The following is a 21,421-nucleotide window of genomic DNA, read 5'->3' as shown; positions in this document are numbered from 1 at the left end:
CCGATCGCGGCGTGCAATATGCCTCACGCGCCTATCGCAAGGTCCTCACCGGCGCCGGCATCGTCGCATCGATGAGCGCAAGGCCGATTGCTACGTCAACGCCCCGATGGAGAGCTTCTTCCATACCTTGAAAACCGAACTGGTCCATCATCGCGATTACAAGACCCGCGCCGAGGCCCAGCGCGATATCTTCGCCTTCCTCGAAGGCTTCTACAACCGAACCAGGCTCCACTCCGCCATCGGATATATCGCCCCGATCGAGATGGAGCTAAAAGCCGCTTAAACCCGTCCACTCTTTCGGGGGAAGATCACGCTTCGCCAATTGGGTGGTATCATTCACAGCGTCTCGTGCATTGAGCTCAAGGGCGCTAGCTTAGGTCAGGTCGGTAATAGGGGCAAAAGCGTGACCACCTCGCGCCGGAGCGCTCCCGGCCCCGCATGGGAATCTCCATGGACCGGGGGGCGATCTCCCGCCCGTGTTGACCACGAGATTGTTCCACGACAGATAACAGCGTGGTCGTGTTAATGTCTGGAAGTAATCGCCATCCCCTGGTACGCGGACAGCATGCCTTCCGAACCCCCAGAGACTGGAGAGTGCTCAATCACCAATGCATGACTAGTCAGGATAGCTCGCTTTAACGATGTCCTCCAGATTCCGCAGACCAGGACGCGGTGCATTGACCAGAACAGCCGTATTCCCCGGCTTGTGATGGTTGTTCCACATCTTGGTGTGGGCTCGTGAAATTTCTTCCCACGAGAAGACCTCGCTCATGCACGGAGCGACGCGACGATTGAGGACGAGCCGATTCGCTGCGCATGCCTGCTTCAGATTGGCAAAATGGGAGCCCTGGATTCGCTTTTGGCGCATCCAGACATACCGAGCATCGAACGTTATGTTGAAACCTGTGGTGCCGCCACAGAACACCACCATACCGCCACGCTTAACGATTAGAGTGGACACTGGGAAGGTTTGCTCACCTGGGTGCTCGAATACAATATCGATGTCGCGCTTTCCGGTAATATCCCAAACCGCTTTCCCGAACCGCCGGGCCTCCTTGAGCCAGCTACCATATTCGAGTGAGCCTACGGCGGGCATAGCGCCCCAGCAGTTGAAGTCCTTGCGGTTAATGACACCGGTCGCGCCGAGTGCAAGCACATACTCGGCTTTATCAAGTTCAGAGATGATGCCAATCGCGTTGGCGCCGGAGGCACAGGTAAGCTGCACTCCGAATACGCCAAGTCCGCCCGAGGCGCCCCACACCAGTACGTTATCGCCCGGCTTAACGATGTGCGGGGCGTGCCCGTACAGCATGCGGTAAGCTGTGGCGAGAGTTAGTGTGTAGCAGGCAGCTTCCTCCCAGCTCAGGTGATCTGGTTTTGTCAACAGCTGTCGCGGCTGCACGCGGCAGAATTGGGCGAAGGAGCCATCAGGGGTCTCGTATCCCCAGATTCGCTGGGATTGCGAGAGCAGAGGCTCGCCGCCATTGCACTCCTCGTCGTTGCCGTCATCCTGGTTGCAATGTATGACAACCTCGTCACCAACCTTCCAGCCCCGCACCTTGGCACCTATAGCCCAGACTATTCCCGCCGCGTCTGAGCCGGCAACATGGTAAGGGACGTTATGGACATCGAACGGCGAGATCGGCTTGCCGAGTGCGGCCCAGATTCCGTTGTAATTGACCCCTGCAGCCACCACGAACACGAGGACCTCGTCCTCCGCGATTGGCCAAGTTGGCACCACTTCGACCAGCATCGAAGTTTCCGGTGGCCCATGGCGCTCTCGGCGTATGGTCCACGCGTACATAAGATCGGGAATGTGCCCAAGCGGCGGGATCTCCCCGATGCTATAGAGTGGCTTAGGATTAGATGTTGGCCAAGCCAGTTCATGAGCAACCATCGACACGGCAGCCTCGTTCTCGCAATTCCTACATGACAATAGTCGGCTCGTGCTCTACCCAAGATGGCGCTTCCCGTAGGGTGAAGACCCCGCGAACCATCGAGTTCGCGGCCGTTGTGACAGAGCGGCCTTTGGGCGAGAGCCATGCTCGCAAGATGAAGCAATTAGACCATTAGCTATTTGGCTTGAGCAAGCTACCGAATCAGGCAGTGCCGGGACCCGCATAAAAGCGGTAACACCAGCATACAGCATCTGTCCTCTCTCCAGTTCGTCATAGAATGCGCTGCAGCAAGACGGAGCGAACCGCGCGATCCGGCTCAGATAAAGCTTGCTTCTATCCGAGCGAGAAAAAGCTTGATGCGATCCCTCTGCCTCTCCAGCATAACGGCGTAGGGGGACCGTGCCTCCGCACGAGGGCACAAAATGTTGCGCGCGGAGGAATCCAGCCATGGCCGCCCTGGCTGGCGTTAGGAGGCCTCCGCCACATAATCTCGTCCGACGCGTAAGAACAGTTATGTTGCGCGCACATGACCTTTCCAGCCCTGAGTTCGCTCCGGCCGGTCGATTTGCCCGATTGGGCGGTCGTAACGACGGGACTGGTGCGGAGCCATCGGCATAGCGCAGCGCCAGATCCCGTCGCGGATTGCAGGTAAAGGCGAACTCCCGTGGTGTCTTCCATCCAAGCTGCAGTGAGGTCGCGCATCGTTGTAGTCGGGCCGCCAACTCCGAGTACGACCCGGGCCTGAGCCAGCGAGCGTCTCGTTCAGCAATTCGTCCCGCAGCCGGCCGTTGATGGGCAAGACGGCCCCGCTCCCTCGAGCGCCAGCGGTATATTGGCGATGACCGAACCTCCAACAGGAGACCTTAAACGGAAGCCGCGACAATCGGACTAGACATTTCGAAACATGTCTTCCATGTCCACGCACTTGACAGCCTGGGCCAGATGACCAGCCGCCAACGCCTCCGGCGAAGTGAGATCGTGTCGTTCTTCTCGTTGGTCGCATCTTGCCTGGTCGGGATCGAAGCCTGCGCGATCGCTCATCACTGGGCGCGGGAGATTCGGCCGTTCGGAGCCGATGTGAGATTGATTCCGCGGCCTATGTCAAACCCTACGTACGAAGAGGGCCAATAATGATGCGCTGACGCGACCGCAATCTGCGAAGCGGTCACCCGCCGCAATATGCGGGTCGTTCCGATCAAGAGCATCGAAAACCAGGGAATCTTGATGCTTCATCGCGCAAGAGGCTTGCTGGTCGGCCAGTGAACCATGACGGCTTGCGCCATTCGTGCTCACTTTGCTGAGTTCGGAATTGTTGTCGGGCAAGACCGGCAACGGGTGGATGGTCTGATGGACTTGTTGGATCACGACGACATGACGCTACCGGCCCATGCCCGTATCGCACTTGGTGCTTGTGAATCAGCTGAAGGAATTGGACCGACAGGTCGAGGCTATCGAGCGCGAGCTGATTTAGATCCAGCGAGTAAATCCGATGGCGAAGTTAATCTTCTCGATTCCCGGCATCGCTCCCATAACGGCCCCGGCTCTTGCCGCGACCGTGCGGGACGCGAGCATGTTCCTCTCCGGGCGGGAGTTCGCAGCTTGGCTTGGCCTAGCGCCTAAGCAGAATTCCACCGGCGGAAAGGAGCGGCTCGGCCGGATCACGAAACAGGGCGACTCCTATCTCAGACACTTGCTGGTCATCGGAGCGCGTAATGTCGTTCGTTACCCAAAAGCACGCTCCCGGCTTCGCCATCGCCGTCGCTAACAAGTTGCCCCGGATCGTCTGGGCGATGATGACAACCGGGGAATTCTATCGGGCCTAAGCTGGTGGCTTGAGCCGCCGCAGATGCTGTAGGTACTATGGTGCGACGGCAGATGACAGCATGATGGAAACCGGCGGAGCTGGGGATCGAAGCGAACCGTCGATGAGGCCGCGATCCGCGATCTCCATCAGGGCCAGCGCGCATGGAATCGGCCCGCGCCAACAGGCCGTATAGACAAACGCACCCGGCGGGTATCCGAAGTGCTGCTGTAAACCCTTGCATCCGCCAGGCCGTCTCTACATGAAGCTCTCGATGAAGGCATTCTGCGTTGGGTTGCCCGGTGCGATGTAGTGCCAGGCGACGTAGCTCTGATTAGCCCATGTCAGGATGGCATTGCTGGTGAGTTCGGTGCCGTTGCTACTGACCACCATCCTGGGCTTACCGCGCTCGGTGATCAGTCGGTCCAGGTGCGCGCCACCGGGCCACCCGAGAGCGAGGTGTCGGCCACGAGCGTCAGGCACTCGCGCGTGCAGTCGTCCACCACGGTTAGGATGCGGAAGCGGCGGCCGTCCGTGAGCTGATCCGACACGAAGTCGAGCGACCAGCGATCAATTGGGGGGCCATGGGCGCCATCATCGGTGCCCTGGTCCCAATGGCTCGCGTGCGGTCGTCACGGCGGCGAGCCGCCGAGCTCCTCTTCCCGTAGTGCCGGAGGTGACCGTACCGATTTGATGGCGCGCAGGGTTCCGAAATGATTGCGCCCAGCATTCCGAACATTCTCCGCGCATCTTTCCGATTTGGTCGCGCGTAGTTTCGGATGGTGTGAGGCCCGATCGTTGAACCAATTCTCGGGCTGGAAGCAGCTGGGAGAATTGGATGCCGACGAGGAGGGTTATAATGCGCCAGGTGCGCGAGATGGTGAGGTTGAGGCTCGAGGCTGGGCTCTCGACCCGCGTGGTTGGCGAGCGCCTCGGCATCGGACCGTCGACGGTACGTGACACGCTGAAGCGCTTTGCGCGCGCGGGTCTGGCATGGCCGGTCCTGGAAGCGATAAGCGACGCTGAGCTGGAGCAACGGCTGTACGGGGTGCCTGGCGTGGAGCCGGGTCGCCGCAAGGTGGCAGAGGCTGACTGGTCCGTTGTTGCCCGCGAGCTCAAGCGCAAGCATGTGATCTTGCAGGTGCTGTGGGACGAGTACATTGCAGAGCATCCCGACGGGTACCGGTATAGCCGGTTCTGTGACTTGTTCCGCAACTGGGAAGTCCGGCTGCCGCTGGTGATGCGCCAGCACCACGGCCAGGGCGAGAAATTGTTTGTCAACTATGCCGGCGACACGGTGCCGGTGGCTGACCAGTAAGACTGGCGTGGTGCCTACAGCTTTTTTGGTGGCGTGACGCAACTGCTCGTGTCCGACAATGCCAAGGTCGCGGTGATCAAGGCCTGCCTCTATGACCCCATGATCAACCGCAGCTACAGCAATATGGCGCAGCACTACGACACGGCGATTTTCCCGCGCGGCCGCGTCGCCCGAGAGATAAGCCGAAGGTTGAGGCCTGCGGGTGCGATCCCTGAGTGGCTGGCCAAGCTCAATAACGGACGGGTGCTGCGCGAGTATGGCCGCACACGGCGTCAGCTGTTCGAGGAAGTTGACGCGCCAAATCTTAGACGATTCCCGGCGAGCCGTGGGTCCATGCCGAATGGCGCCGATGCCGGGTCGGGCTCGACTATCACGTCGAGATCGAAAGGCACTACTATTCGGTGCCCTACGGCTTCGCCCGCCGCGAGGTAGAAGGGCGGATCTGTGCGCGAACGGTTGGAATCTTCTTGGGAGGCGAGCGTATGGCCCACATGCGCGGCAGCGGCAACGGGCGGCACACGACGATCGCATGAGCCGACTCATCGCCTCTGGAAGAGCCAACGAAATTGCTATCGCGAGTTGTCAGGCTGATCGCCTCCTGAAACTAGTAGGGGCCCTTTCGGATAATGCAGGAATTCTCGTGGCATTAGCTGCACACACCACAAGGGTGCATTCGCTCAGAAGGAATAGTCAGCGGATTGATCATGCGCACCTTAGCGGGAGCAATCGACGGCGATTGTCGCGCCAGGCAACTCGCTGGAATTTTCCGCCGCGGAATCGCCGCGGTCGTCCTCGCGGCCAATAATCTTATGCGCTTAGCTTGAAGCCGCTCGTACGATGCGATGCGGCCCAGCTGGAGATTCTTCAGACATCTTTCACGCATCGGCCCCCAGATGATCCGCATCCGCACCATGATCGGCGGCGCGGCCCGACCGGGGAGTTCCTAGTATCGGCGTTTTGAAAGGATTCGCATCTTTCCTGAAGTCCTGTCCGGGTCGATCTGATGTGACGATCTCGTGGGCAGCGGGCTAATCAGCAGTCGGTGCGCGCCAACGATACATCAGATCCAACGGGGCGCGGCGCAACTGAGCTGCCAATCAGTGCCCCGTGCCAAGCGATGAAGAGCGTCACTCGAATCCTTGACTCCACCGACGGCGTCCCACTGAAGTGCAGCGGATCAGCAGCAGGACCGGAGGTGGCGCCGCTTTATGACTCTTTTTGAGGGACACTCACCCGCAAAAAGAGATGTTTGCAGACCATTATTGATGCAGCTACACCCAGCGCTCCCCGTCGCCAAGCTCACCGCACAAATAGCCGCCATGAGGCTGCGATCTCCAAGCGACGCCGGTCTGGTCAACGCCGGCCCGGCCTTTGCGGCGAAAATGCCAGAAAGGGGGACGATGTTTAAGGTTCTGATTGCGATGTGTGAAGTCGGCACCCTATCGATCGTGGCGAAGCGTATGCAACGTGACAGCAGTTCTGCTGGTGTCAGAAACCTGACAAACGATCACAAGCTTTAGATCGGAAAGGTGTCTCCTTCAGCGCGCCGAGGGAACGGAAATTCCTCTTTTCCAATCCAAGCGACTTCGTCGGCGCACTAAGGAGAGCGACAATGCAGATTCTCAAAACGCCAAGACGACGAGCAACGCGGAAGCAAACCTCGCTGATAGCTGCCGCGGCTAGGGCGGGACACTAGCGGTGCTTGTTTGTTTGCATGGCTCCGCTCGTCTTCAGCGACAAGACAATGAAACATTTTGAAACATGCGCCTCTGCGCGGACTGCCACCAGGACGATTGTTTCCTAAAACTGACCGCTTGAGCTTTAGTTTACGCCACTGGCATAGTGCTTGCTAGGGAGGAAGCAGTCGCGTTCTGGCCCTGGCCTATTTCGCGTCGTATGAGCAGCTCATCTACGAGCCGATTGTCGCGAAGTTTGATGGACGGCTATGCGCCCATATCCGGTGTCCACGTGCATGTGCCGCAGCTGAATAGATTAGCCGGCCAGGAATGTAAACTGGAGAATACCACCATGAGTAAAGCAGCTTTGACCCAGAACGTTATTCCGAATGCCAACGTTCTCAGACGCTCAGCGCGTATCGGCGCTGAAATTGAGGGCATTAAACTATCAGGCGACTTGCCCGATCAGACGATAGCCGCGATCAACGACCTTCTTCTCAAGCACAAGGTTATATTCTTCCGCGATCAAGCTCATCTCGACGACGCGGAGCAGGAGCGTTTTGCGATTCGTTTTGGAAAGCTCGTGCCGCATCCGACGATCGGTGCTATCAAAGGAACGGCATCAATCCTCGAGGTCGATTCCGCCAAGTCGCGGGTCGACCTATGGCATAGCGATGGGACCTTCGTTGACGCTTATCCCAAGATTACCGTGCTACGAGCCGTCGTAGTCCCACCATTCGGCGGCGATACGGTCTGGTCAAATACGGCTGCCGCTTACCTTGGCTTACCGCAGCCGCTGAGACGGCTTGCCGACGAGCTCTGGTCCATTCACACCAACGACTACGGGGTTAGGCCCGGTGAAAAGGGATATGACGGGGTCTTCACTAACACGATCTATGAGACCGAACATCCCGTGGTGCGTGTTCACCCCGAGACCGGCGAGCGCACGCTGGTGCTGGGCTATTACGTTCAGCGTTTTGTTGGCATCCCGAAGTATGACGGCCAGAAGCTGTTCGACCTGTTCCAGTCATATGTCACCGCGCTCGAAAACACCGTGCGCTGGAACTGGAAAGCGGGCGATGTCGCCCTCTGGGACAATCGCGCCACGCAACATTATGCCGTCAATGACTATGGCGACTTGCGTCGGGTCGTTCATCGCGCGACCATTGATGGCGACCTCCCCATCAGCGTCGACGGTCGGTCTAGCGTAACGCGGGTCAAGACCATCAAGCAGCCCCTGGCCAAGATTACATAGCGCGTTCGAGGATTGATTAGGGATCGGCTCGTGCTGCGTGAGCTGATCGCCCCGCGGGGCAGGAGAGCGCTTGGGGTGAGCGCGGCAAGTGAAGCCGATAGCGAAGGCAGGAACGCCGGCAGGACGATGCAGCCCGAAGGCCCTTGGCGGGACCGCCGGTCCCGCCGGATCGAAGCGCATCAGGAGTGTAGTCCTTGCAACACTAAAGGGCACGCCGGATATCACGCTCGAGAAACTTCTTCGGAGCCTGGCCTAAAAGGGACTGATGTTCGGAAGGCACTATCCGCCGCTTCCTGGTCAGGCACGACATCAGGCGCAAAAGAAGACTGCGCACGCGAGTGAGCAGGACCGTCTAGATGTCGTGACGCGGCGGCAGAATTGGCTCGACGCTTTATCCCGAGCGCCTCGTCTTCATCGACGGGGGTGTGCTGCAGGACAGTGGAAGGAGTTCAATATGATGGTTGTGAAGCTGTGCCCCCTCCGAAGACCGGAATCGATGACGTTGACGGTATCACCCGCGAAATCGACGAACACCTTCTCGCCGCCCAGATGGGTCTGCCGCTTCTTCCGCCGGCCCACAGGCCCCTCCCGCCCGCGTCGCTGCGTCGCTCGTAGGGGCACTCCGCGCCGCGCACGGGGTCCTCCCGTGGACCGCCGGAACGATCTTCGAACCAACCCGCCAGCCTTAACGAGGAGCGCGCGCCCGTTTCCAGCACACATAAACTCGTCAGTCGTGTTCGGCTCCAGTGATCGCCATCATCTGGAATCCGTGATCATCATCGCTAGGAACGCCTGATCATCATCCCTGGAATGCGCACATAAAGCATCAACTCAGAGACTTCTGGATGTGCGAATACAGGCGGCGGCTATCTCCAACGGCTTGCGCTCGTGCAGAAATGCCAGATTTGTAGCCCGGAGCCCGCTTAACACAGCATAGGAGTGAAGCTCGCGTGGCATAGCTCACGGTCTTGTGCCCGGGGCGCGTTCTGGGTGCACCGTTCAATGCCGCGCTGCTCCGGGATCTCGTCGGGGAATAGGCTCCCGTCGATTGCATCGCGGCGCCCTTTGTTACCACGCCATTCCGCCAGCTCATGCAGGTCTGGCATGAATCTGTCGAAAGAGCGCGCAGTAACGTTTGATACAAGCGGTATTCACCGCATCTTTGATCGCAACTTGCGTGGTGAGCTGAGCTGCAGCCCAATTAGTTATTTTCGTTTTCTCGGCCTCACCGCGACCTCGACCGAGTAGATCTGACGGAAACGCGTGCTCTCTCAATGCCATTCGGCGACAGCGGATCGAAACTGCATACGGTCGATTGGAGAGCGAGGTACCGTGAGGGAGCCGAATTTCGGCCGAAACAACTAAGCCCCGGTTCGAGATCTTTTCCCGCGACCGCAAGTTGACCGGCACCGGACTCAACCAACCTCACAACAAGTCAACATGGTCAATCGGCAACCTACGCTTAGAACTTGCGAAGCCACGCATTTGGGGTGCAGGTAAGATTGCTGCCAAACCGTCAGTGTAATAAGTATCGACCAAAAATCCGGATTGCTCGATCAACTGCATCGCATCGATAACTTCTCTATTTGCGTCCACTGGAACATCCTCGATTGCGTAGTAGTCATGTGACATTAGAAGATGTCTCAGGTAAGAAAATATCGGAAAAACTTGCACGTGAGCGTCGTCTATCACAAGCCAAGGATGAGCTAAGGCGCCCCTGTGATGATGGCGCGGGAGCTCCAGGCTGCATCGCTAACCACCTTCAAGCCGCGTTGTTCCGTGAAGCTCTTCATTTGGTGAACGAAGGTATTGCCACGCCGGATCAGATTGACGCCTGTCTGATGCATGGCTTGGCGCCGCGCTGGTCGGCGATTGGACCGTTCACGGTCATGCATCTCGCATACGCGCGATTTGGCATCGTGGGGTACTTTCCTAGGTTTGATGTGGGAAGCGAACGGCTTCTTGCGCACCTTTCACCGCCGGCTCGTAACGCGTCCTTGGAGGCGGCGATGTCAGAGGGCTGCGAGCGTCTTATGGTCGGGCGCGCCCGATCGGCTGTTGAAGCTCAACGAGATAGAACGTTAACCGCTATTCTTGGTGCGCAGCGAGAAACAAGGATCGACCCGAGCAAAAACCGAACTAGCGCCTCCGTCTAGGACCCGTGCTGCTTAAATGGCGTCGTGCGACCCGAGCCGAAGGATGAGCGATACTGCGAGTCGCGCAAGTGGCGTCGGCGTCTAGTGTCGCTTTCAGACGGCAGTTGACCGCATAGTGCGCGACGCTCGCAATCATCGTGCCAAGCGCAGACCGTACTGTGCGTGGCCGCTTGACCAGCGCGAGTGTGACATTACGAGTGCGCCGGTTACCTCTACGAGCAGTTGCTGCTTTTCTCTGCGCGAACCTCCATAGACTCGGGCTAGTAGATCGAAATTCGGCGCGGAGAAGTGAGAACACGCAGATCGCTTAACAGCAAAGGTATCTAGCAGGCTTCGGTCTAGCTCGCGTGAGGACAATCCACGCCACAATGCAGAATCGGCAAGAGGGGCTTATGCCCGACACGGCGCCGCTACGGCGCCATATGAGCTGACGTGGGAGATTCATTGCCGTTTATGCCGGCGGGCAGGCGGCTGATGTCATTGGGCAAACAAGACTATGCCGGCGAGATCTGCTTCATGCATCTTGGCAACAGCGAAGTTGCCGGCTGCAAGTCTACGTTTGGTCGCCAAACGTTATCCGCGTTGATCGAGGCTGACGCCGAGTTGAAGTGTAAGATCTTCGAGTAACCAGCGGGCCGCACCTTCCGGTCGCCTTCCCGATCTGCACGATCTTTGTTTCAAATGCATTGCCAACGGCTCCGATCGCACGGCCCGCGACCACCCTTCATTTTGCGATAAGAACCAGCGTCCTTCTCCGTCTATAAGCGGTCGACGTGCCAAATGACGGATTGGCGACGCCCACAAAAATGGGACCGTCCGTAGTACATGTAACCCATTCGGTGGTCATTACGGTGTCGCAAGGGAAGCGAGTCTTTCTCTTCGTGGGAAAAACCACTTGGATAACCAGCCGCTCGCGATCGCCAGTCGGCCTGATCATCTTGGTCACGCCGACACCGTCGCAGCAACTCTTATCAGGTGACGCCCTCCCTACGTCCCGAGTCGGGTGAAGCCGTCTCAAGCTCATCGACACTCCGCTAAATTGCTGGGCGTCCACAGGATCTGGCTCGGTAACGCCATTGCCTACGGTCGACCTGAGATTTGGACCGGGTCTATTGGTGGTGGCGGGCTCAGGCCGCGAGAATTGGGTGCTGAAGACCGCCGTTACAGACACCTCAAGCTAGAGCGCGCTAGGTGCGGAGCACGAGGGCGAGATCAAGGTGCCGCGAGACTGCGCCGGCGCGTTCGAATGGTGATCGTCAGCAAAGGAAAATCCGGCCTGTCCCGGCCCGACACAACAAATTTCTCACTATAATTGGTAGTTCTCAGTCTTTCTTGATCAGGTACCATCAACTGCTGACTCACTTATAGCTCTGACGCAGCTGATCACGAGCGAATCGATGGATCGATAGCGATGGGACGTTCAACCCTTCCTCTTTTCGGCGTCAAGGTCGTCGATTTCGGTCAGTACATTACTGGCCCGGCGGTGGCGATGATCCTGGGCGATCTCGGCGCCACGGTCGTGCATGTCGACCCGCCCTCAGGTCCCTTCTGGGACAACCCGGCCAACGCGACTCTGAATCGAAATAAGACGATCGTTCCAATCGACTTGAAGACTGAGGAAGGCGTGTCGCAAGCGTTGGCACTTATCAGAGAAGCCGACATCGTAGTCGAGAATTTCCGCCCTGGGGTACTGAGCCGACTCGGCATCGACTTTAAGGCACTGCGCTCGACGCGGCCGGAGCTAATCACAGTTTCGATTCCGGGCTTCGCTTCCAACGACCAACTTCGTCGCGATTGGCGCGCCTTCGAGGCCGTGGTTGCGGCGTCCTCTGGAGTGTTCACCAATATGGGAGTGAACCGCGTGCTGATGGGAGTTAATCCCTCCTTCTCGCCGCTGCCTTTGGCATCCGCCTACGGCACTATGCTCGCGGCGTCAGCCACTGCACTGGCACTTCAGGCGCGGGAGCGCAGCGGGATTGGCGATCACATCGAAGTGCCTCTCGCATGTGCTATCATGGAGGGCCTCGCCTACAACTCCATCCGTATCGACAACTGTCCGCTTCGCTACAGAACACGACGCGGGCGTGAGATGGACCGGCGGCGCGGAGCTGGCTTGCCGATGGATCTCTCCTACGAGTCCTCGCAGGAGCTGCTGGATCCGTTATACCGCAATTACAAGTGCAAGGACGGACGCATGTTCTATGTCACCTGCATGAATCACAAGCATCATGCCAAGCGTTGCCTGCAGGTTCTAGGACTTTACGACGAACTCGTGGCCGACGGGCTTGCAGAGGAGATTGATACCTATCTTCCGGTTCGCGAATGGCAGTCCGACCATTCACTATGTGTGTGTCCCTTGCCGAAATACTGGGCCGACAGGATCGCCGGACGGATGAAGGCCGTCTTCCTGACCCGAACCGCAAGGGAATGGGAGCTCATCTTCGGCAAATCCCAGTTGCCCGGCGCGGCGCAGCGCTGGTTGCCGGAATGGATTAAAGATGATCATGCAGAAAGCGTGGGCTTGATGATCGAAGTGGACGACCCCGTGTACGGGCCGATGATTCAGCCCGGACCTACGGTCTGGTTGGAGGAAAACGCAGAAGCGGGGCTGAGCCCGGCGCCGCGGAAATGGGTCAACTTCGACCAGGCAGTCGCTGCGCTCTCGGCGATTCCTGCTAGCCAGCCGCCGGAGCGATCGGGCAAGTCTGCGGCGGGGTGGCTCGACGGTGTGCGGATTCTCGATATGTCCAACGTCATCGCTGGGCCGCATACGGCATCCTATCTTGCCCGCTTCGGGGCCGACGTTATCAAGATTGACCCGGCGCGCCCGCTTTACGACTGCTCGAACACGGTGATCGTCGGAATGACCCACATGCGCGGCAAGCGCTCGGTTCTTGTGGATGTCTGCTCATCGGGCGGCCAAGAGGTCTTCCAGCGGTTGGTAAAGTCAGTTGATGTGGTGGTCTGGAACGCGACTGACCGGCAAGTGAAACGCATGGGGCTCGATCTTGAGGGCCTGAAAAGCCTTAATGAGGATGCGATCTTCTGCCAGCTCGATTGTTTCGGCGGCGTCCGTCGCGGGCCACGCAGCGACTATCTCGGCTATGATAATCTCGTCCAGGCCACGACCGGCATAATGCTGAGGTTCGGTGGTTCCGCGGATAGACCCGAGGACCATGCGCACGATGGTACGATCGATGTGATGTGCGGGTTTGGCGCGGCTCTCGGTATTGCTGCCGCGCTGTACCAGAAGGCAAGGATGGGCCGCGCTGCGCGGGCTCGGACGTCGCTGTCGGCGCTCTCTGGTCTTTTGCAGGTGCCGTTCTGCTACGATTATAAGGGGCGTGGACCGTTTGATGAGCCGGCCGGTCCCGATGCGAAGGGCTATGATGCCCTGAACCGCCTTTATGAGACGGCCTCTGGACGTAGCCTCCTGCTCAGCGCGTTAGAGGCCGACCTGCCTCGCTTTGCGCAGGTCGAGGGGCTTGAAGGGTTTGCTGATGTGCCGAAAGAGAATCGAGCCTCTTTTCTTGCCAAGGCCATCAAGAAGGCTTCCGCTGAGGAATGGCGGTTGCGATTTACTGAAGCCGATATCGGTGCGGCGATCTGCGAGGATGTCGAGAAAATACGCTTGGCAAATTCCCGATCTGCGGATGGCACTCCTGGGACCGAACAGGGCAGTTATTCATTCTCGATATTTGCTGATCACCCCAGCGGGCACACCGTAACACAGGTTGATCCTTACGCGATCCGCTCAGTGGTCGGAAAGGTCTATTCTCTGCCCGCCGCAGAAAAATACGGCGGTTCGACGCGCGAAGTATTGCGTTCGTTGCAATACGCCGAAGCCGAAATAGACGCGTTGCTCGCTGCGGGCGCCATAAGCGAAAGCTGGAGTCGCGAGTATTTGCCTACCTGACGAGTTAGTCTAAATTCGTCTTATGCCTAGCTATCGGCATCTTCCTTGTGCACGCTTTCGAGTGGTGGTCCGTTCTTCAATCTCGATCACCGGCACGGCGTGCCGGATTCATGGTTCTTTCCGCCGTCGATCTCCAGGAGTCACCGCATGATTGCATTCAAGATGTGTGCATCTCGATGTGAGGAGCGGTGCGGAAACCTGTAGGGACGACTTCGAGATTGCCAGCACCTTCTTCCTGGCAGGAGACGCCTGCTCCGCCGAAGGCGGATCTGAGTTGGAAGATTTGTTCATGTGGCGCGAATCTCTGCTTGGAAGTCAGTGCCATCGTTCTACATGGCATGCATAGAGGATGACAGCCATTTTGCGAGGGACGGCAACCTTTCCGCTTGGGCTCCGATGCGTTTGGCCAACTTTCCACTCAGCACTTGAGCGAGGAACCCCACCCGAGAACGGTGAGCAGGACGTTCACGGCCTCGAATAGATAAATTCGATCCTGGTGTTGCAGCGCTTCGGCATGCGGCCAATGCGGTCGATCTCACCAGATTGTAAGGTCGCGGCGTCCTGCCGAGAAAGGCGCCGACCTCGGCGGAATGTCTGAAGGGAGCGGGGGTAGTCGATGGTAACGACGAAGGCTAGAGGAGTCGGAGTACCGATACCGGGAACGGTTATCATTCGCCGAACACTTGGTCGATGTTCGCGTCGCGAGGCGTTGTCGATCAAGTTTTCAATTTGCTCGATTAAACAGGCTGAGTGAGGAGTAGCGGCGCAAAAATATATCTTGCAGACTCGGCTTCAGCGAGCACGTCGTTGACTTTGCGAGCAGGTTAGTGTCTTGCCCAGCACAATCTCCAAACCCTTTGCACAGACCACGCATGGTTATCAATATCTCGCCGCAGGTCCACCAGCTTCCTTCGAACCGCCAGCGGCGAACAGGGTTTCCAGCTTTCCGCCCCCTTCACGGCAGCTCCCGGTACCATCCCATCCGGGCCATTTCAGCCAACCCCTTGGCATCGTTCTGATCCGACTTCTTGGTGCGCAACGATAATGCCGCGTTGGCATGACGCGCATTAAGGCAAATCATCGGAAGGCCCAACGCTCTGAGTTGATGGCGGCCAATAGGAGAGCGAGCCTGCTTCAAAAACGATCCGTTCATGAATTGCGGCATGTCGCCGCAAGAGTTTGGGGATGGCCTCAGGGTTGGTCGACGCACAACGTTCGAATGTCAGGCCGCCGGTCTGGTCCAAAACGCAAATGCTGGTTTCTTCGACAGCCAACTATCCAAAGGGAACAGCGCTATGAAGCGGTACGTTGGTCTGCATACCTTCGTAGCCAGTGGGCCTTCTTGCCGGTGCACTCTACTCCAGACGCGCGCAGCGAGTAGACCGTTGGTCCACGCTGATGCTGCTTGTGGTCGAGAACCCGTCGCGCCAGCGCCAGCAAACGGCCGGAAAATCTTGCCGAACAGGTCGGTCTGGCCTCAATCTTGCGGGCGATGTCGCGGATGACGCGGCCAAGATAAGTTCAAAGCGTATTCACCCTGTTGGTGCGCTTGGGCTACTTGGCGATGCTCAGAGCGACCTTGCCCACCTGCGCATAGGATCGCCGTACGCGAGGCCCGGCGCTTGGCCAGCCGGGCAGGATCGGAGCGCCTGGTTTCAGAGGCGCGCGCATCGGTCGCGAACATCGCCTTCTTAGGCTGCGCCGTAGTGTCGACGACAATGCGGTTGAGCACGGACTGCTTAATCGCCCCGGTCTCGGTGGCGACCGAACTCCCTTGCAGCTGCACTTTCAGCTTCTCCTCGCCCCAGCAAGCGCTAGCGCCGGCGGGCCAGCGAGGAACTGTGAAAGGCCAGGGGCGCTGGTTGAACTCCTCACCAGAGAAGTACTGGTAAGGGGTCTAACCCCTCGCTCAGTGGCAGGTCACTGGATCAAAAATGGGAAAGCGATGCACATCAGATGGCACCGCCTTATTATGCGCCTCTGTCCGGTGGCCAACGGCGGATGTCGGGAGTGCGACAGAGCCCCAGCATCATTCCGAGAGCGGCCGTTGGGTACACGTGTTTTGTTTCGTCATGCAAGCGGTGCTCGGGTGAGGTGGCACGCCGATTGCTGGTATGAGGACTGCGGCTTCGAGGCGTCCGCAAGCCGCCCTGGTCGATAGGAGATCGAAGTTTGATGGTAAGAGTTCATGTCAGAGAACTGGCTGAAGCGCGACGGGCGTCGGTGGGATCGCTGACGTTGGTGAAGTCGATAGCGGCCGCTGCGCGTCCGCCTTTCCCTAACCCCATGCACCTTGGGCCGGTTGCGGGCGGTAACTGTACAGATGCGGTCTGTGGGAGCCGCTATCGCAGCTCTGTGCCAATGCCGCCGGCCCTTGCTCGGTTACATGGTCGTCTACGCGCGTACCGCTCAAAGGGCGAACGTTACCAAATGCGTTACGAATTCGTGCAAGGGCCGGCGAGAGCGCTTGGTGCGGTGACATGCCGACAACATCGCGCTCTGCTGGGCCATCGCGGCGCGAGACGACGCGAAGCTCGCGAGTGAGATTGCGGTGAGAGAAGAGAACCCCTATGGCCCCCAAGCACTTGCGTAGCAAGCGACCGTTCTTCGACCGCGGCGCCGGAGAGATCGAGGATGTGGTGGGCGCCGGCTTGTGTACAGGCTGTGGTCTGTGTGCGAGTATCGCCGGCCATTCGATATCGATGGGCATCAATATCGAAGGGAACATGCGGCCGCTCGTACGAGGGCAAGTCGCACCCGGAAAGAAGAAACAGATCATGGACGTCTGCCCGGGCGTGTCGGTCCGTGGGCCCGGTAGGCCTCAAGGAGTAACAATTCATCCCGTGTGGGGACCGATGCGTCAGATATACAGATCCTGGTCGAGCGAGCCGGTCGTCCGGCACAAGGGCGCCGCGGGCGGCACATTGTCTGCCCTCGGTCGATATCTCCTTGCGAGTGGCCGCGTGGAGGCGGTGCTGCATGTCCGCGCCGACGATCGGAAGCCTTGGCTGACGACATCCACGATCTCGAGGACTCCTGACGAGGTGCTACGCGGCGCTCAATCTCGCTATGGTCCTTCTTCACCTCTGATCCATGTGCATCGGCTGCTCGACGAAGGCAAGCGCTTTGCGGTGATCGCAAAACCTTGCGACATCTCCGCCGTTCGTGCGCTCGGACGCACCGAATCCCGGGTCGAGCGGCTGATCCCCTACATGTTGACCATGTTCTGTGGCGGCGTTCACTCTGTCCACATCGCAAAGGCGGTAATGCGTCACCACGGCGTCGAAGAGCTGGACGTCACCTTGTACCGATACCGTGGGGAAGGCTGGCCTGGCCTACTGCATGTGCAGACCCGCGACGGAACAGCCTACGACCTGCCATATCCAGGGGCATGGCTCATGGGTAAATTCGGTTACGAGCTCCAGTTCCGCTGCAAGGTGTGTCCGGATGGAGTGGGAGAAGTCGCGGATATTTCCGCGCCTGACGGCTGGATCCTCCAGAACGGCAAGTGCTGCTACGCTGAAGCACCAGGAACCAACGTAGCCGTTGTTCGCACGCCGGCCGGCGAAGAGTTGCTCCACGCATCGATCGATGCAGGATACCTCCAGGTTGCATCGGTTTCGATCGAGGAAATCGACCTGATGCATACCACCCATCATAGGAAGCCGGCCGCTTCTGCCGCTCTGTTTGCCCTTTGGCTTATGGGTCAAAAAACGATTCAGGTTTTTGACTACCGCACAAAGGACGGCCTGAAGCGCGCCGGCCTACAACTTATCTACCGACAATTCGCAGGCACGGTCAGGCGCGTGCTCGGTGGGGAAAACCGTGAGCATCTGATCTGAACGAAGCCGCGGGTGAGCATGAAAGCAGCATACAAGACGGCCGCTGAAGATTGTGGGTTTTCGAAGCCATCCCTTAGACAGGCGGTCTGCGATGGCTGAGAGCCTTCGAGTTGGTCGAGGTAGGATTTGCGCGATGCCCCCCCAGCCAGATTGATGGAATTCGGCTTTCACGGCCCGATCCGTGAAGAGACAGTAATGTTCGTCCACCCTAGGGTGGGAGTCCAAACGCGTGGCATGAAACGATGAAGCATTTGGTCGATCGCAGAGGCCTGCACGCCTGTAGCTTGCGGGGCGTAGAGCCAGGTTCACGACCCGTCGCTGCAGGGTGTCGAAGACCTAGACCACATGCTTTCCAGTATGCTGTTGCGCCCGTTTGGGGGGGACCTCAATGAGTAGGCTGGAACGCCTCCTTCGCCCGAAGTCAATTGCCGTGTTTGGTGGGAAGCAGGCGGACCGCGTCGTTACAGAATCCATCAAGTTGGGGTTTGCTGGCGAAATCTGGCCGGTGCATCCGAGCAAGGAAGAGGTAGCTGGCCGGAGGGTCTACCGCTCCGTGGCCGATCTGCCCGGTGCGCCGGACGCTGTCTTTGTCGGGGTCAACCGGCATTTCACCGTCGAGATCATCAGGGCGCTGGCCGAGCGGGGCGGCGGCGGCGCTGTCTGTTATGCTGCTGGCTTCCTCGAAATGGGAGCGTATGACGAGCATGGAAAGAGGCTGCAGACTGATCTTATAGCCGCCGCCGGACAGATGCCGATTATCGGCCCGAACTGCTACGGCTTTATCAACTACGCCGACGGTGCACTTTTGTGGCCCGACAATCATGGTGGCATGAGGCTTGCTGAGGGACGTAAGGGGGTCGGCATCATCACTCAGTCGTCTAGTATCGCTATCACTATAACAATGCAGAGGCGCGGACTTCCGATCGCATTCTTGATGACGGCCGGCAATCAAGCTCAGACTGGGCTTTCCGAGATGGCGCTCGCTTTGATTGAGGACGAGCGCGTCACTGCGCTCGGTCTTCACATCGAGGCTTTCGATTCGGTCGCCGGGTTCGAGAGGCTGGCTGACAGAGCCCGTGAGCTGAAGAAGCCGATTGTCGCTATGAAGGCCGGTCGTTCGGATCAGGCAAGACAGGGGACATTTTCTCATACGGCTTCGCTCGCTGGATCGGATGCGGCTTCGGGTGCGTTCCTGCGGCGCCTCGCCATCGCGCGGCTCGATTCCATTCCCTCTTTCCTCGAAGCGCTAAAGCTTTTGCACGTAACAGGGGCGCTGCCGGGCTACCGCCTCTCATCGATGAGCTGTTCGGGCGGTGAGGCCTCGATCATGGCCGACAGCGCGGAAGGGCGCCCCGTGCATTTCCCCCGCTTGACGGACCAGCACTCCGCCCGTCTCAAATCCGCGCTCGGGCCTCTGGTCGCTATAGCCAATCCACTCGACTACAACACCTATATTTGGAACAGCGAGCCGGCGTTGACAGAGACCTTCACCACGATGGTATCAGGCGGCTTCGACTTTAACATGCTTGTGATCGATTTCCCGCGTCACGACCGCTGCTGGAACGCCGACGAGTGGGGATTGGCGAACTTGCGGGCCTTCGAAGCAGCGCTGAAGACCAACAAGGCGCAAGGTGCGGTCGTGGCCTCCCTGCCTGAGACTTTGCCGGAGGAGTGCGCAGACGGGCTGATCGTGCGCGGCATTGCTCCGCTGTTCGGCATTCCAGAAGCGATGGATGCTGCTCAGGCCGCTGCTTTGATCGGCGAGGCCTGGCGCGAGCCGCAGGCGCAGCCCGTCGACACCACAGCTGCGGGCCCACCAGACAGCGAACCGCTGACGCTCAACGAAGCTGAGGCCAAGGAGTGGCTGATCAAGGCAGGCTTTCCAGTGCCAGCAGGAACCCGCATAATCAATGCGGCAGAGGCTGTGGTCTCGGCCAGGACGATTGGCTTCCCCATAGCGCTGAAGGCACTGGGTGTCAGTCATAAATCGGAGGTCGGAGCAGTGCGGCTAAATCTGCGCGACTCCGAAGCCGTCAATGCTGCGGCAATTGATCTGTTGCAATTCGGTACCGGCCTTTATGCGGAACGTATGGTGGCGGATCAGGTTGCCGAATTGATCGTCGGCTTCACTCGGGATCCGATGTTTGGCACAGTCATGACATTGGGCTCGGGCGGCGTGCTAGTCGAGCTGCTAAGGGACAGCATGACTTTAATGCTGCCGGCGACACGCGGGAGCATCGAGGCGGCGTTGCGTGGACTGAAGCTCTATCCGCTGTTGGAAGGCTATCGGGGCCGGCCGAAGGCTGATGTGGCGTGCGCCATCGACGTCATCGCCGGTATTGCTGATGTCGTCCAAAAAAACACCAGGAAAATTGAAGAACTTGACATCAATCCGCTGATCGTCTGTGCAGAAGGCAAGGGCGCCTGGATTGCCGACGCGCTGCTTGTGCTTGGAGAAAAGAAAAAAGGCTGACGGTATCACAACATCACGACGCACCGCGAAGGCACCATTCTCGAAGGTCGCGCTCGGTGGGCCTAAGGCCCATTGCCGTAGATTTTAAGGCGTCCCGGTTGATGGGCGAGACTTTCAACACGTTCGCCACGTTCCGGAGCTCCGCGTGCCATCATCGAGACGGTCGGCCACAGGTTGTTTCACACCGGCTGTGCCGGGCTCCGCGCCAGCTTCCGCCGCTACGACTCCCCACTGGGTAAATCCAGCAGCCAGAGCGAACTCCGGACTGAATAAAACTTGATGTGGTAGAACGGCCCGCTGCATAAGGCATCAAGGTGCTAGAACGTGGTCGTTGTTCGAATGTCACAAAGAAGGTACCGTTCCGTGAAATAGATTATCGCCATCGGGGTGGATCTAGCCAAGCAGTTTTCCAGGTTCACGAGGCGGATGCCGAGCACTCGCCCGTGGTCAACCGGAAACTGCGCCGCAGCGAAGTTCTGCGTTTTTTGAGAAACTGCATGGCGCCTGGTGAAGATGAAAGCCTGCGGTAGCGCCCACAGTTAGGAACACGAGATCGCAGCTCTCAATCATGAGCTGCAGCTCGTTCGGCCGGCTTATGTCAAGCTGTTTGTCAAGCGACGTAAAACGGATGCAGCGGGCGCAACCTTGATTGAGCCCTGCCGCGGATCTCATCGAAAGCCATCGGCCATGTGCCGCGCGTAAAAGCCGGATATATGACCCCGCCGTTCCAATCGACTGAAAAAGCTCTTACCACGCGCGCCGTTCCACGATGGAAGTAATACAACCAGGCGAAATCGCACACTTCCACAGCGCCTTCAGCGCGATCTTCGCCTTCAGCGCCGATTGAATCTTCGGTCTCGTGGTCTGCGTCATTCTCCGCTCTCTCGGTTGCGGCGAACCGGCCAAATCCCACATTTGTCAACCGGTTCGATGTGCGGGGTCCACTTCGACGGCACCGGTCATACTAAGTGGTGGCGGTTGATGCAGGTCGGCAAGAACGCACTGGACGGTATCCCTCCATTGAGGGCCGCCTTGTTTGACGGGCGCGATGGCTGCAGGTCCTAGGGGTAATCCTAGGAGAAGCGC

The 21,421-nt window shown here is 58.8% G+C and carries 9 protein-coding genes and 5 pseudogenes; 9 read left to right on the top strand and 5 right to left on the bottom strand.

The features are described from left to right. Positions 1 to 283: pseudogene (locus tag AC0L2J_RS33145) on the top strand (IS3 family transposase); the annotation flags it as partial. A 333-nt stretch (positions 284 to 616) separates the two neighbouring features. Here the strand turns inward: AC0L2J_RS33145 and ccrA are convergent. Together ccrA and AC0L2J_RS33135 are read right to left on the bottom strand one after the other, a co-directional pair. Beyond that, positions 617 to 1,897, bottom strand: coding sequence for a crotonyl-CoA carboxylase/reductase (gene ccrA / locus AC0L2J_RS33140; protein ID WP_473395779.1), 1,281 nt, complete (start codon positions 1,895 to 1,897; stop codon positions 617 to 619). Positions 1,898 to 2,455: 558 nt separating this feature from the next. Further along, positions 2,456 to 2,688 (bottom strand): annotated as a pseudogene (locus AC0L2J_RS33135) (integrase core domain-containing protein); the annotation flags it as partial. A 92-nt stretch (positions 2,689 to 2,780) separates the two neighbouring features. On the opposite strand from AC0L2J_RS33135, the pseudogene AC0L2J_RS33130 reads away from it, so the two are divergent. Then, a pseudogene (locus AC0L2J_RS33130) lies at positions 2,781 to 3,721 on the top strand (IS110 family RNA-guided transposase). A gap of 242 nt (positions 3,722 to 3,963) precedes the next feature. On the opposite strand, the pseudogene AC0L2J_RS33125 reads toward AC0L2J_RS33130, so the two are convergent. Then, a pseudogene (locus AC0L2J_RS33125) lies at positions 3,964 to 4,345 on the bottom strand (DDE-type integrase/transposase/recombinase); the annotation flags it as partial. Positions 4,346 to 4,558: 213 nt separating this feature from the next. On the opposite strand from AC0L2J_RS33125, the pseudogene AC0L2J_RS33120 reads away from it, so the two are divergent. From AC0L2J_RS33120 to AC0L2J_RS33100, 5 genes and pseudogenes are all read left to right on the top strand, one after another. Continuing rightward, a pseudogene (locus AC0L2J_RS33120) lies at positions 4,559 to 5,499 on the top strand (Mu transposase domain-containing protein); the annotation flags it as partial. Between the two features lie 726 nt (positions 5,500 to 6,225). Further along, a complete protein-coding gene (locus AC0L2J_RS33115) occupies positions 6,226 to 6,537 on the top strand; it encodes a hypothetical protein (RefSeq protein ID WP_473395777.1) in 312 nt (103 codons plus the stop codon). 508 nt (positions 6,538 to 7,045) lie between these two features. Next, on the top strand, positions 7,046 to 7,948 hold the full coding sequence (locus AC0L2J_RS33110; RefSeq protein WP_473395776.1) for a TauD/TfdA dioxygenase family protein: 903 nt from the start codon (positions 7,046 to 7,048) through the stop codon (positions 7,946 to 7,948). Positions 7,949 to 9,573: 1,625 nt separating this feature from the next. Then, positions 9,574 to 10,104, top strand: a complete 531-nt coding sequence (locus tag AC0L2J_RS33105; protein WP_473395778.1) for a 3-hydroxyacyl-CoA dehydrogenase family protein — start codon at positions 9,574 to 9,576, stop codon at positions 10,102 to 10,104. Positions 10,105 to 11,515: 1,411 nt separating this feature from the next. After that, positions 11,516 to 14,020 (top strand): CoA transferase, encoded by a 2,505-nt coding sequence (locus tag AC0L2J_RS33100; protein WP_473395775.1) that lies wholly within the window; start codon positions 11,516 to 11,518, stop codon positions 14,018 to 14,020. 955 nt (positions 14,021 to 14,975) lie between these two features. Here the strand turns inward: AC0L2J_RS33100 and AC0L2J_RS33095 are convergent. Then, positions 14,976 to 15,185 carry a hypothetical protein gene (locus AC0L2J_RS33095; RefSeq protein WP_473395774.1) on the bottom strand — a complete coding sequence of 70 codons (210 nt, stop codon included), beginning with the start codon at positions 15,183 to 15,185 and terminating at the stop codon, positions 14,976 to 14,978. Between the two features lie 1,405 nt (positions 15,186 to 16,590). Between AC0L2J_RS33095 and AC0L2J_RS33090 the strand changes: the two genes are divergently transcribed. Together AC0L2J_RS33090 and AC0L2J_RS33085 are read left to right on the top strand one after the other, a co-directional pair. Continuing rightward, complete coding sequence (locus AC0L2J_RS33090) at positions 16,591 to 17,862, top strand: Coenzyme F420 hydrogenase/dehydrogenase, beta subunit C-terminal domain (RefSeq protein ID WP_473395773.1); 1,272 nt, start codon at positions 16,591 to 16,593, stop codon at positions 17,860 to 17,862. Between the two features lie 388 nt (positions 17,863 to 18,250). Further along, positions 18,251 to 20,335 (top strand): acetate--CoA ligase family protein, encoded by a 2,085-nt coding sequence (locus AC0L2J_RS33085; protein WP_473395772.1) that lies wholly within the window; start codon positions 18,251 to 18,253, stop codon positions 20,333 to 20,335. A gap of 747 nt (positions 20,336 to 21,082) precedes the next feature. Here AC0L2J_RS33085 and AC0L2J_RS33080 read toward each other — a convergent pair. Continuing rightward, a complete protein-coding gene (locus AC0L2J_RS33080) occupies positions 21,083 to 21,208 on the bottom strand; it encodes a hypothetical protein (protein ID WP_473395771.1) in 126 nt (41 codons plus the stop codon). Positions 21,209 to 21,421: the final 213 nt, after the last annotated feature.

It is taken from the genome of Bradyrhizobium sp. MV1.5 (assembly GCF_055807615.1).
The sequence above is the reverse complement of the archived record's forward strand: the minus strand, read 5'-3'. Positions and strand labels throughout refer to the sequence as shown.

Bases quoted from the DNA above. Each gene is read 5' to 3' on its own strand.
- ccrA (WP_473395779.1), bottom strand. From the start codon at position 1,897: ATGGTTGCTCATGAACTGGCTTGGCCAACATCTAATCCTAAGCCACTC.
- AC0L2J_RS33115 (WP_473395777.1), top strand. From the start codon at position 6,226: ATGACTCTTTTTGAGGGACACTCACCCGCAAAAAGAGATGTTTGCAGA.
- AC0L2J_RS33110 (WP_473395776.1), top strand. From the start codon at position 7,046: ATGAGTAAAGCAGCTTTGACCCAGAACGTTATTCCGAATGCCAACGTT.
- AC0L2J_RS33100 (WP_473395775.1), top strand. From the start codon at position 11,516: ATGGGACGTTCAACCCTTCCTCTTTTCGGCGTCAAGGTCGTCGATTTC.
- AC0L2J_RS33095 (WP_473395774.1), bottom strand. From the start codon at position 15,185: ATGCCGCAATTCATGAACGGATCGTTTTTGAAGCAGGCTCGCTCTCCT.
- AC0L2J_RS33090 (WP_473395773.1), top strand. From the start codon at position 16,591: ATGGCCCCCAAGCACTTGCGTAGCAAGCGACCGTTCTTCGACCGCGGC.
- AC0L2J_RS33085 (WP_473395772.1), top strand. From the start codon at position 18,251: ATGAGTAGGCTGGAACGCCTCCTTCGCCCGAAGTCAATTGCCGTGTTT.
- AC0L2J_RS33080 (WP_473395771.1), bottom strand. From the start codon at position 21,208: ATGACGCAGACCACGAGACCGAAGATTCAATCGGCGCTGAAGGCGAAG.